This is a genomic window from Vibrio sp. D54, from assembly GCF_021728075.1.
GTDB classification, from domain to species: domain Bacteria; phylum Pseudomonadota; class Gammaproteobacteria; order Enterobacterales; family Vibrionaceae; genus Vibrio; species Vibrio alginolyticus.
On record NZ_JAKKCS010000013.1, the window covers coordinates 1 to 12242 of the forward strand.

13 protein-coding genes are annotated in these 12242 nt (G+C 45.3%); 7 read left to right on the plus strand and 6 right to left on the minus strand.

The window, feature by feature from the left end; translation table 11 throughout:
- Positions 1-93: integrase core domain-containing protein (locus tag L3V37_RS16385; protein WP_155489908.1), on the plus strand; the 93-nt coding region annotated here is incomplete at its 5' end.
- Positions 94-148: 55 nt separating this feature from the next.
- On the opposite strand, the gene L3V37_RS16390 is transcribed toward L3V37_RS16385, so the two are convergent.
- The 3 genes from L3V37_RS16390 to L3V37_RS16400 all read right to left on the minus strand — a co-directional run bounded on the left by L3V37_RS16390 (position 149) and on the right by L3V37_RS16400 (position 2354).
- Entirely contained in the window at positions 149-1735 is a 1587-nt protein-coding gene (locus L3V37_RS16390) for an AbgT family transporter (protein ID WP_005380301.1), read from the minus strand.
- A 229-nt stretch (positions 1736-1964) separates the two neighbouring features.
- Complete coding sequence (gene ykgO, locus L3V37_RS16395) at positions 1965-2090, minus strand: type B 50S ribosomal protein L36 (RefSeq protein WP_005380299.1); 126 nt, start codon at positions 2088-2090, stop codon at positions 1965-1967.
- A 3-nt stretch (positions 2091-2093) separates the two neighbouring features.
- Positions 2094-2354 (minus strand): type B 50S ribosomal protein L31, encoded by a 261-nt coding sequence (locus L3V37_RS16400; RefSeq protein WP_005380295.1) that lies wholly within the window; start codon positions 2352-2354, stop codon positions 2094-2096.
- A gap of 122 nt (positions 2355-2476) precedes the next feature.
- Between L3V37_RS16400 and tsaA the strand changes: the two genes are divergently transcribed.
- From tsaA to L3V37_RS16425, 5 genes are all read left to right on the plus strand, one after another.
- Positions 2477-3172, plus strand: coding sequence for a tRNA (N6-threonylcarbamoyladenosine(37)-N6)-methyltransferase TrmO (tsaA, locus tag L3V37_RS16405; protein ID WP_237306614.1), 696 nt, complete (start codon positions 2477-2479; stop codon positions 3170-3172).
- Positions 3173-3283: 111 nt separating this feature from the next.
- A complete protein-coding gene (locus L3V37_RS16410) occupies positions 3284-4999 on the plus strand; it encodes a proline--tRNA ligase (RefSeq protein WP_054577581.1) in 1716 nt (571 codons plus the stop codon).
- 179 nt (positions 5000-5178) lie between these two features.
- The gene (locus L3V37_RS16415; RefSeq protein WP_017820764.1) at positions 5179-5847 is read left to right on the plus strand and encodes a tellurite resistance TerB family protein; all 669 of its coding nucleotides are present in this window, start codon (positions 5179-5181) and stop codon (positions 5845-5847) included.
- A 111-nt stretch (positions 5848-5958) separates the two neighbouring features.
- Positions 5959-6165, plus strand: a complete 207-nt coding sequence (locus tag L3V37_RS16420) for a YaeP family protein (protein WP_005391765.1) — start codon at positions 5959-5961, stop codon at positions 6163-6165.
- Positions 6165-6356 (plus strand): DUF4250 domain-containing protein, encoded by a 192-nt coding sequence (locus L3V37_RS16425; RefSeq protein ID WP_005380289.1) that lies wholly within the window; start codon positions 6165-6167, stop codon positions 6354-6356. Before L3V37_RS16420 ends, L3V37_RS16425 begins: the two co-directional genes overlap by 1 nt.
- A gap of 104 nt (positions 6357-6460) precedes the next feature.
- Here the strand turns inward: L3V37_RS16425 and L3V37_RS16430 are convergent, their stop codons facing one another.
- On the minus strand, positions 6461-7825 hold the full coding sequence (locus L3V37_RS16430) for a sodium-dependent transporter (RefSeq protein WP_033905531.1): 1365 nt from the start codon (positions 7823-7825) through the stop codon (positions 6461-6463).
- Between the two features lie 378 nt (positions 7826-8203).
- Here L3V37_RS16430 and L3V37_RS16435 point away from each other — a divergent pair, with 378 nt between their 5' ends.
- Positions 8204-10750 (plus strand): Ig-like domain-containing protein, encoded by a 2547-nt coding sequence (locus L3V37_RS16435; protein ID WP_237306615.1) that lies wholly within the window; start codon positions 8204-8206, stop codon positions 10748-10750.
- A gap of 141 nt (positions 10751-10891) precedes the next feature.
- Here L3V37_RS16435 and L3V37_RS16440 read toward each other — a convergent pair whose 3' ends face one another.
- The gene (locus tag L3V37_RS16440) at positions 10892-11635 is read right to left on the minus strand and encodes a YggN family protein (protein WP_130545995.1); all 744 of its coding nucleotides are present in this window, start codon (positions 11633-11635) and stop codon (positions 10892-10894) included.
- A gap of 61 nt (positions 11636-11696) precedes the next feature.
- The gene (locus tag L3V37_RS16445) at positions 11697-12176 is read right to left on the minus strand and encodes a GreA/GreB family elongation factor (protein ID WP_165401692.1); all 480 of its coding nucleotides are present in this window, start codon (positions 12174-12176) and stop codon (positions 11697-11699) included.
- Positions 12177-12242: the final 66 nt, after the last annotated feature.

Sequence of the window (12242 nt, forward strand, 5' to 3'; positions counted from 1 at the left end):
ATGGTAGCAGAGTCCGTAGATATCTATAATCAAATGAGGCCTCATACGGCTTTAAAATACAAAACGCCCGATGAAGTACATCGAGCGTTTTAGTTAAAAAGTGTCAACCCATATCAGGACGGGTCAAGCTGTGTGAGGTAACCGTTTTCTAAGGTGTGTAGTATGTTGCTGCGCCAGGGCCTACTGGTAAACCAAATACGAATACCCATAGGTAGAACAGCACACTCCAACCTACAATGAAGCAGATTGAGTAAGGTAGCATGGTCGCGATCAGCGTACCGATACCTAAGTTCTTCATGTAACGAGTCGCTACGGCAAGAATCAAACCAAAGTAGCTCATCATTGGAGTAATGATGTTTGTCGTCGAGTCACCAATTCGGTAAGCAGCCTGAATCGTTTCCGGTGCATAACCAACAAGCATCAACATAGGAACAAAAATCGGAGCCGTTACTGCCCACTGTGCCGATGCCGAACCAATCATTAGGTTGATAAATCCACACATCAGGATGAAGGCAAAGAACAACATTGGGCCAGTTAAGCCAATTTCTTGCAGGAAGCTAGCGCCAGCAACCGCGAATACCTGACCGAAGTTAGTCCATTTAAAGAAAGCAACGAACTGAGCCGCAAAGAAAACTAATACAATGTACATGCCCATAGAAGACATAGATTTCGCCATTGCATCAATTACATCGCGATCCGTCTTCATCGTGCCAACAACTTTACCAAACACAAAGCCTGGAATAGCAAAGAACACAAAGATGAATGCCACGATACTTTTCAGGAATGGTGAACCTGCAATTGTACCTGCATCAGAACGTAGAATGCCGTCTTCTGGAACAACCGTCCAAGCAAGCAGCGCTGAAACAACCAGTACAGCAACACCTGCTAGTTTTAGGCCTTTCTTCTCAATGTCTGTTAAGCCACCCATTTTGTCGTTCGACAAATCTTCTGAGGCTTCTTCTTCACTGTATTTGCCAAGCTTTGGCTCAACAATTTTTTCAGTAACAAACGCACCTGTGATTGCAATGAAGAATGTCGACACAAACATGAAGTACCAGTTAACTTCAGGACCAACAGTGTAAGTTGGGTCGATCATTTGCGCCGCCGTTTCAGTAATGCCTGACAACAGCGGGTCAACCGTACCAATAAGTAGGTTTGCTGAGTAACCACCAGATACACCAGCGAACGCCGCAGCAAGACCGGCAAGTGGGTGACGACCTAAAGAATGGAACAGCATTGCAGCCAGTGGAATAAGTACCACATAGCCAAGCTCTGATGCCGTATTTGAAATGATACCCGCGAAAACGACCGTCACTGTTACCATGCGTTGTGATGCACCCATGACTAAGCCACGCATTGCTGCAGATAGCAAGCCTGAGTATTCAGCAATAGCAACACCCAACATCGCAACCAATACCGTACCCAAAGGTGCAAAGCCGACAAAGTTTTTCACTAGATTGGTAACGATTAGTTCAAGGCCATCAGCGTTAAGCAAGCTAACGACATGAATCATGCCATCCGCGGCACGACCTTTTGCACCCTCAGGACGAGGATCAACTACGGAAACTTCGAAGTATCCTGCAATACCCGACATCACCAGAATGGCTAAACAGAAAATGGCAAATAGTGTGATCGGGTGGGGTAATAAGTTCCCCAAATATTCGACAGTATCCAAAAAGCGCGTAAACAGCGGCTTCTTAGGCGAGTTTTGTTTAATTGAATCAGATGAACTCATCTGTTCCCTCCTTGTTTTTATTCCTATGCAAATGTGACAAAAATGTCAAAAAGCGTGCGAAGGGTACTTGAGTAGAAGGTCAAATAAAAGCCCTAAATGTTACAAACTGTGACGAACAGAGGCATTTATAACCAACATCGAATAAAAATGTAGATATTTCATCCATGTAAGATAATTAACTCAACATTATCAATTAAACAAAACCATAAGTTAGACATATGCAGGCTGATTACTTTTGCACAGCTTTGAATCTCGGGTTCGTTTTACAAATGACATAAAGACGCCCTCTCCGTTTTACAATCTGACAATCCGGATGACGACTTTTTGCACTTTTTAATGATTTTACTACCTTCATGATTTATTCCTTTTCGCTCTTAAATTGACCAAAACGACGGTTGAAGTTCGCAATGCGACCTTCGGTTTGTACAACGCGCTGTTTACCGGTGTAGTACGGGTGAGAAGCTGACGACACATCTAACGTAAAGTAAGGGTAAGTTTTGCCATCTTTCCATTCGATGGTTCTCTCCGTTTTCAACGTAGAACCAACGACAAAGTACTTATCTACACTGGTGTCGTGGAACACCACAGGACGATATTCAGGATGGATTCCTGGTTTCATAATACTTTTCCTTTCAATTAAATCGTTATGTTATAACATTTTAATTAATAATCATTATCAACAAGAAAAGCAAGAGAAATTTGTGATACTTTCATCTCAATGAATTCTTAAAGATGTCCACCATGTATTCCATCGAACCCATCGGCGTCATTGAGACACCGTACAAAGAAAAGTTTGCAGTTCCGCGCCAACCACGCTTAGTACCAGAGGCTAAAGCACGCGTAAAACTGTTAGGTGCAGCAAATAGCCCTGAAGCAGTGCGTGGGCTAGAACAGTTCTCTCACGTTTGGTTGTTGTTTCTATTTGATCAGAATCTGGAAGCTGGTTGGAAACCAACTGTACGTCCGCCACGATTAGGCGGCAATGAACGAATTGGTGTCTTTGCCTCGCGCTCGACTTTCCGTCCAAACGGAATCGGAATGTCAGCCGTTGAAGTGAAAGGAGTCACTAAGCAAGGCGATCAAATCTATCTTGATTTAGGCAGTGTAGATCTCGTGGATGGGACACCGATTGTGGATATTAAGCCTTATATTCCCTATTCGGATTCTATTTCGGAAGCACAAGGCGGATACGCAGACCAAGAACCAGAAAAGTCACAAGTCACCTTTTCTGCTCAAGCATTAGCAACGATAGAACATCGATCCGATACTGACTATGTAAGATCAGTCATTGAACAAGTTCTGGCACAAGATCCTCGCCCTGCATATAAGAAAAACAAGCCGGACGACAAAGAATATGCGGTAAATTTGTTCGACTTGAACGTAAAGTTCACAGCAACAAGCAACTTAATAACGGTTACCGCTATTGAAAGCTTTTGACAAACGCAATTGGCTGATATTATAGACGGCTAACAAATTTCCCTTTAGGGAACTCCCATACTCCTGCTTATTCAAGCTTGAGTATCTAACTTAAATAAACGGATAAATTTAATGCGTACCAGTAATTATCTTCTTTCTACTCTGAAGGAGACTCCAAACGACGCAGAAGTAGTGAGCCACCAGCTCATGCTACGTGCAGGTATGATCCGTAAGCTGGCTTCAGGTTTATACACCTGGCTACCTACTGGTCTACGTGTACTGCGTAAAGTCGAAAACATCGTTCGTCAAGAAATCGACAATGCAGGCGCAGTCGAAACTTTGATGCCCGTTGTTCAGCCGTTTGAACTATGGGAAGAGACAGGCCGCAGCGAAAAGATGGGTCCTGAGCTACTTCGCTTTACTGACCGTCATGTTCGTCCGTTTGTACTTAGCCCAACCGCTGAAGAAGTGATCACTAGCCTTGTTCGCAATGAAGTGAGCTCTTACAAACAGCTTCCGCTAAACCTGTACCAAATCCAAACCAAATTCCGTGACGAACGTCGTCCACGCTTCGGTGTAATGCGTTCACGTGAATTCTCAATGATGGATGCGTACAGCTTTGACATTGATAAAGACGGCCTACAAAAATCATACGACGCAATGCATGATGCTTACTGTAAAGCATTCGATCGCATGGGTCTGGATTACCGTCCTGTACTTGCAGATAGCGGTGCTATCGGTGGTAGCGGCTCTCAAGAGTTCCACGTACTGGCTGAAAGCGGCGAGGATATCATCGCATTCTCTAGCGAGTCAGATTACGCGGCAAACATTGAAAAAGCAGAAGCACTAGCTCCAGCCTCTGAGGCTGCGGCACCAACACAAGAAATGACGTTGGTTGATACGCCAAACGCGAAAACAATCGCTGAATTGGTTGAGCAGTTCGAACTACCAATTGAAAAAACAGTGAAAACACTGTTTGTGAAAGCATCTGACGAAGTTGATGCGCCAATCATCGCGCTTATTATTCGTGGTGATCATGAACTGAACGAAGTGAAAGCAGAAAACCTTCCTCAGGTTGCAGCTCCATTGGAAATGGCATCTGAAGAAGAAATTCGTGAGCTTATAGGTGCAGGCCCTGGTTCACTAGGCCCTGTTGGCCTTAAACTGCCGTTCATTGTTGACCGCAGCGTTGCGGTAATGAGCGACTTCGGTGCGGGCGCGAACATCGATGGCAAACACTACTTCGGTATTAACTGGGGTCGTGATGTAGAGCTTGGCCAAGTTGAAGACCTACGTAACGTTGTGGAAGGTGACCCAAGCCCATGTGGCAAGGGCATTATCCAGCTTAAGCGTGGTATCGAAGTTGGCCATATCTTCCAACTAGGTAACGCTTACTCCGCAGCGATGAACTGTGGTGTACTGGGTCCTGATGGTAAGAACGTCATCCTAGAAATGGGTTGTTACGGTATCGGTATCACTCGCGTAGTAGCGGCTGCTATTGAACAAAACCACGACAAATACGGCATCATCTGGCCAGATGCAATCGCACCATTCCAGGTAGCGATCGTTCCAATGAACATGCACAAGTCAGAAGAAGTGAAAGAAGCCGCTGAGAAATTGTACGCTGAGCTAACGGCAATGGGCATCGAAGTGCTATTTGACGACCGTAAAGAACGCCCAGGCGTAATGTTCTCTGACATGGAGCTTATTGGTGTACCGCATACAATTATTATCGGTGACCGCTCAATGAAAGAAGGCAACTTCGAATACAAGAACCGTGCTACTGGTGAGAAAACAGCAGTCGCAATGACTGACATTGTTGAGCACGTAAAAGCTCAACTAAAGTAAGCACTCGACGAGTTCGTATTTGAAGTAGTTTCAAATAGTTAAAAAGGGTTGGCTTCGGTCAGCCCTTTTTTATTACAGCTCAACATCCTCCCTCCACCTTTTTCGAACTATTCACTTTGTTAATCTTTGGTTCAGCTTCTTGCTATTAAACTGATTTCATCATCTAAAGGAGGTCAGTTATGGATTTAAAAAGTCTTCTAAACCAAGCACTCAAATCAGACTTACTTAAGCAAGGTGCAGATGCATTGGGCAAACAAACCAACAACATCAAATCCTCATCAAATTCAAGTAGCCTAAAAACGCTAGGAGCAGGTGCTGTAGGCGGAGGCCTCATCGGTATGCTGATGGGCTCAAAGAAAAGTAAAAAAATGACTAAAAAAGTAGGGTCAAGCGCATTAAAAGTCGGTGGCGCAGCTGCGCTTGGAGCCTTGGCCTACAAAGTGTATAACGACTGGCAAGCCAAGCAATCCGGTCAAGGTGTTCAAGAAACCTTTGACCCCGATGACAGTAAACACAGTGTCTTAATTTTAAAAGCAATGATTGGAGCTGCAAAAGCTGATGGTCACGTTGATGAAGAGGAAATGGCGCGCATTGAACAAGCTCTCGCGGATATGGGCGCAGATGAGCACGTTCGTCACCTCGTTCAGCAAGAGTTAAACAAACCGCTTGATCCTGCTGAAATTGCTAATCAGGCGACCTCTCCTCAACAAGCGTCAGAAATTTACCTAGCGTCTTTGATCGTCGCTGATGAACAAAACTTTATGGAAAAAGCGTATCTGCAAGAACTAGCAAAACAACTTCAACTTTCACCAGAAGTCACTCAGCAGTTAGAAGCACAAATGCAGTGATTAAATCTCGCTCAAGCAAACCTTCAACTTGAGCCAAAACAACTCTGTACTTTGAGTTTCAAATCCGCTGTGTGTATATTGAGATAAGTTATCATTTAGTGGAAAGAAAACATGCAAGTATACGGCTGTTGTGAACTGGTTCGTGAGCTTTATGCTCAGATTGGTAGTGGCGATCAAGCTTATATTCCCCAAGCAATTTCATGTGCAGTTAAAGCACTGAACGATGTTGCAGCGGATGAGTCCCTGCCTAAAGAAGTGCGTGAAAAAGCGGCATTTGCTGCGGCAAACCTACTGATTTCAGATTTTGAGGATAAGTAATGAATCTAGCGAACTTTGAATCCATGGATCCTGTCATGCTGATGAGCATTGTGAATATGAAGCTACGCGACGACTTCGGTGGTGACTTAGATAAACTGGTGGCTTTCTTCGATATCGAACGCACAGCACTGGAGACAAAACTGGCTTCTGCTGGTTTTGACTTTCTTCCAGAAGCAGGACAATTCCGTTAATCAACACCATTCTTGGCGGATAACCGAAACGAGAATAACCAATATCAAAAAGGGCTTGATGAGTTACCATCAAGCCCTTTTCTTTTATTCGATAGGCGTCTCGGTTAGCCAAATGAAGCCCAGATGACTGTCGCCACAAGAATTGGACATACGAACTTCACATACGCAGGCCATAACTTACCAAACCAACCTTGCGTAAACTCCGGGCAACCTTGCTCAAGTTCTTTGATTTTTGAGTTGCGATTCCATACCCAACCACCAAATAAGCAGAATAAGAGCGCAGCGGTTGGTTGTAGATATTGAGTAGCAACCGTCGCGACCATACCAAACAGAGCGCCAAAGTTATAAACAATCACCACACTGAACAAGGCAATGAGACCACCTAAAACCCAGCTCGTTGCGCTGCGCTTAGTATTGAAGCGCTCACTCACTAAAGCCACTGGACACTCTAACATTGAAATGGAGGACGTTAGCGCCGCAATCGTCAGTAATAAGAAGAACACAATAGAGAACAATTGACCAAGCAAACCTAAGCTATCAAACATCAATGGCAATACGGTAAATACCAACGTATCAGAGCTTAATAGAGAGCCATCTTCTGCATAGATCTGAACGCCCTTTTGCATTGCCACAAACATCGCTGGCATCACCACTAATCCTGCAATGAAAGCAACGGCAGTATCTACCATGGTCACGTTCATCGCCATCTTTGGTAGGTTCTCTTTCTTACTCAAGTAAGAGCCATAAATCAGCATTGAACAGCCACCGATCGTAAGCGAGAAGAAGCCCTGCCCCATTGCGGCAAGAATCAACTTGCGGTCCCATACCTTTTCGAAATCCGGTACCAAGTAATGCTTTAGCCCTTCCATCGCACCGTTTTGCGTCATGATGTAAGCAAACAGTAGAGCAAACAAAACAAACAATGCTGGCATCAAACGTGTGGACCACTTCTCAATACCTTGTTTTACGCCACCTTGTACGATGAGAATCGTCAGTACATAAAAAGTAATGGTTCCGAACAAGTTACGTTCAACACTAAAGCCCTTTAGCCATTGAGTTGCAGCTTCTAACCCCATTAGATCTGTGATTGCACCCAGTAAAAAGCAGATCAACCAACCACCAACAATTGAATAAAACGCTAAGACAGCGCTTGGTACGCTTAAACCAATCCAACCCACAATGCCGCCGAGCTTTTTACCGGTAGGGTTATCTGTGATTGCACGCATACTGTCTACAGGGTTGGCTTGACCATGGCGACCAATCGCCATTTCAACCACCAGCATCGGAAATGCGACGATAAGAATCATCACCAAATAAACTAACAGGAAAGCACCGCCACCATTACTGGCTGCTTGAGTTGGGAAGCCCCAAATATTGCCAAGGCCAACTGCGGCACCTGCGGCAGCTAAGATGAACCCGAGACGAGAGCCAAAATGCTCGCGAGGCTGAGAAGAGGTTTGCTGTGTCATACTACTCACACAAAAATATCATTGAACTAGCTAACTAGTACACTATAGCAATATTCACTATTCAACAAGAGCACCTCGGTTAAATCCTCGACAGTTGAAACAATTTGTAGTCATTCAGCTTGTAAATTTTAACGTACATCTCATATTCATCGCTCAAAAGCCTCGCGACTGTTGTTCGTTTTACGTGGCTGAATTTTACCACTCCTTCTGCCGTGAAGTGAGCCGAAAAATAATGAGCTCTGGTGTAAGGGACGAACTGTTCCTCGTGATACTGTGTCGAAAAGCAGAATATTGTGCTTCGCTTTTTCCCCCTAATGTCTATTTATCAGCTAGTTATTACTCTGTTCTCATTTATACCCATGATTCAAGGAGAGGAAAATGAAGGTCACCCTACTTCACGGAGCGATGATTGTAGCACTCAGCGCCAGCTACCAAGCTCAAGCCTATAACTGTCAAAGTCTACTCGACTGGGACAGCACTGCGACTTATACATCGGGCGCTTTAGTAAAAACGCAAGGAGCCGCTTATGAGGCTGCATATTGGACGCAAGGCAATGACCCCGTGACCAACTCAGGATCTTGGGAAGCATGGAAAGCGTTAGGGCAATGCGATGGTGGAAGCAACAACTTATCACCAACGGTGTCGTTCTCCTCTCCAATAAACAACGCACAAATTCCCGAAGGCAGTGCGATCACTTTGTTAGCCAACGCAGCAGACGAAGATGGCCAAATCACACAAGTTGAGTTTGTTGCAGGCAACCAAACGGTTGCTGTGGTAACTCAAGCACCATTCGAAGCTTCTTGGACCGCTATTGAAGGGATCTCGCAATTGACGGCAATTGCGACCGATAATGAGGGAGCCGTTAGCACCACGACGATTTCTATCCAAGTTCAACCACAAGTCGAATTACCGCCACCAAGCATTTCATTGACAAGCCCAGTAGGCACAGAAGTGCTTAATGTAGGCGATAACCTAACCGTAGCCGCTCAAGCTGACGATATTGATGGTGTGGTCACACAAGTTGAGTTCTTCGTAAACAATCAATCTGTCGCCATTGATACTAGCGCACCTTACGAATATCAATGGACCGCGAGTCCAGGTACATACTCGTTCAAAGCACAAGCGACTGATGATACAAACCTCGCAACGATGAGCCAAGAAGTAGCGCTGGTTATTAGTAATGCAGAAACCGGAACAGGCGGATGTGCAGATGCAGTACCTTATGTGGCAGGCACAAGTTATCAAGCTGGCGACCTGGTTTCTCACTTCAACCAAAAATATCGTTGTGATGTTGCTGGTTGGTGCTCCTCGGATGCGACATGGGCTTACGAGCCTGGTGAAGGGCTATACTGGCAAGATGCTTGGAGTGGCCTAGGTGCTTGTTCGACACCACCGCAAGTTACCATTACGGCACCAACGGATGGACAAGTCGTGCTCGCTGGCAGCAATAACGAAATCACGGCAAATGCAAGCGATGCTGATGGCACAGTCACGCAAGTTGAGTTTTTTGCGAACAACACTAGCTTAGGGGTCACCACTCAAGCACCATATTCCGTTACTTGGAACGCCACACTTATTGGCGCTAACCAGCTTAAAGCCGTCGCAACCGATAATGATAACAACACGTCAGAGTCCCTGGTTGGTGTGGAAGTCAGCGATAAAGATTTGGTCGTCTCTCTGGCTTCACCAAGCAGCGGTCAAACCGTCGGATTAGGCGAAAGTCTCGCATTAAGCGCCGATGCAACGTCTTTAACTTCAGGTATTAAGCAAGTTGACTTTATGGTCAACGGCGCCGTTGTCGCCACAGATACGACTGCACCTTACTCTGCGAACTGGACACCAGCCGCAATCGGACAGTTTAACGTAAGCGCTCAAGCCGTCGATCTTGCTGGAAGCACCGCATTATCTGACGCAGCAGCGGTGACAGTTGTAGAGCAGACAGAAAAACGTCATAAACTGATTGGTTACTGGCACAACTTCGTGAACGGTGCGGGTTGCCCAATCAGACTGGCAGACATGGCTGATGCTTGGGATGTGATTGATATTGCCTTTGCTGAAAATGATCGCAACAGTGATGGCACCGTGCACTTTAATCTATATTCAGGCGATATTTACAGCGATTGTCCAGCACTCGATCCAACACAATTCAAGCAGGACATGGCAGCGCTTCAAGCTAAAGGTAAGAAGTTTGTTCTCTCTCTTGGCGGCGCAGAAGGCACGATTACGCTGAATACCGACCAAGATGAAGCCAACTTTGTCTCTAGCCTAACAGGTCTTATCGCTGAGTGGGGCTTTGATGGTCTAGATGTGGATTTAGAGAGTGGATCTAACCTAGTGCACGGTTCACAAATTCAAGCTCGTCTTGGTCGTGCTTTGCTGCAAATTGAGCAAAACATGGGGGGCGATATGTACCTAACCATGGCACCTGAACACCCTTATGTTCAAGGCGGTTACGTCGCTTACAGCGGAATTTGGGGAGCGTACATTCCAGTGATCAACGATACTCGCAGCACGCTCGACTTGCTTCATGTTCAGCTATACAACAACGGCGGTCTACCAAACCCGTACCTACCAGGTTCTGCACCAGAAGGCTCTGTTGATATGATGGTCGCTCAATCTAAGATGCTTATCGAAGGTTTTGAACTAGCCGACGGCACTCAGTTTGCGCCATTGCGTGATGATCAAGTCGCGATCGGTTTACCTTCAGGCCCAAGCTCGGCAAACTCAGGTCAGGCTCCGACACAAAATATTCTTAGTGCGCTAGACTGTTTAACAAAAGGCACATCCTGTGGCACCGTTAAACCAGCGTTCAACTACCCGAATTATGCTGGCGTAATGACGTGGTCTATCAACTGGGATCAGCATGATGGTTTTAACTTCTCAAAACCTGTTGGTGATAAGTTAACTCAGATGAACGCGCAATAAGCGCCTTTAAGCCGGTTAGGTGCGTTTGGTCAAACCCTCGCAACTCGACCAAAAGATGGAACCACTGAAACGAAAAGAGAGCGCCACACGGCGCTCTCTTTCTTTGTATTTTTAGATGTTGTTTCTACGCGAAGCGATTCATCAAATGGTAAAGACTCGATAGTCTTTCAACTCAGGGATTTTCTTCAACAGATCGTCTTCTTGCCCTGCCATGTCATCCAGCGAATCGCACAAGTCTTCTGCTTGTTGCTCTACCTCTTTCGAATGCTCGGCTAAACGCTCTTCTACTTTCGCGCTGAGTTCAGCCATACTCTCTGATAATGCAGTGAGGTTTATCCCTCCCTCTTCCTTCATTTTTTTCGATAAAGCATCCAACGAACTGGCTAAAAACTCTTTATTGAAGATCTCTTGTGCTTTTGCAAAGTCTGTAGTCCACCCTTGTGTCATAGACTCAAAACTCTCCGCCGGCAGGATGAAATCACCATCTTTGTAGTAACGTGATTCAACATCAGCGAAAAAGTCCTTTACTGCGACTTTTACATTATCAAACGCGCCAGGTGCGTCTAGGCTTTCCGCGACATCATCGATGATGTCATTTGCAAGCGCTAAACCATCACTCGCCAACTGCTTTGCTTGTGGAATATACGCGTTCATTTTTTCGCGATAGTCTTCAATTGCCGCTTTTTGGTCGGCATTGAGTTCAATTAACTCACCTTTGATGAATAGATTGTTATCTTCATCCACGACAGCTTTATCACCTGTCGTTTGGCGAATTTCCAAGCTTTGCCCATCCATACGGACTTCATTATTGATGTCCACACGACACTGCGCTGCATAACCAGTAGCACTGACCATCAGCAATGAGAGTGTAAAAAGCTTTTTCATGTCATTCTCTTTTATTTAACATTACTCGTGTTAAACATAACACTGAGTGATACATGAGATGTCAGCAAACCGTCACGACTTCGTAACAAGTTGTTTTATCTCCTATTTTCACGTCAACCTCATCACCTTCTTCTTTTCCGAACAACGCTCGACCCAGAGGAGATTTAGCTGTTAAGACAAAGACTTCCTGAGCCTGATATTGAACAGTCAAACCACCAGAGCAAGGGCCTACAAAGAAGTGCTTTTCAAGCAAATTCTCATCTGCGAGAACGACGTAAGCACCTACACCAACAGGTGCATTCTTAAAGTCGCGAGTCACTAAAGAACGATATTGACGCAATTCCTCTTCACTATCTTGGATTCGCATGGCTTGTCCATGAGCAAGATACGCGGCTTCAAGTGCCAATGTATCGTACTTGTGCTCGGGAACAGTTTCTTCATCTGTCGCGGCATCGATAGCTCGTTGAGCCGATGCATGGGCAACTTGAAGTTTTTCTTCCAGATGTTGGATGATAATTGGGACTAAGTCAGCTTTGTTCATACTTTTAGGACGCGCGTTTAGTATTCGGGGTGTGTTAATGTAGCCAAGTTTACCATCAAAGAAAGG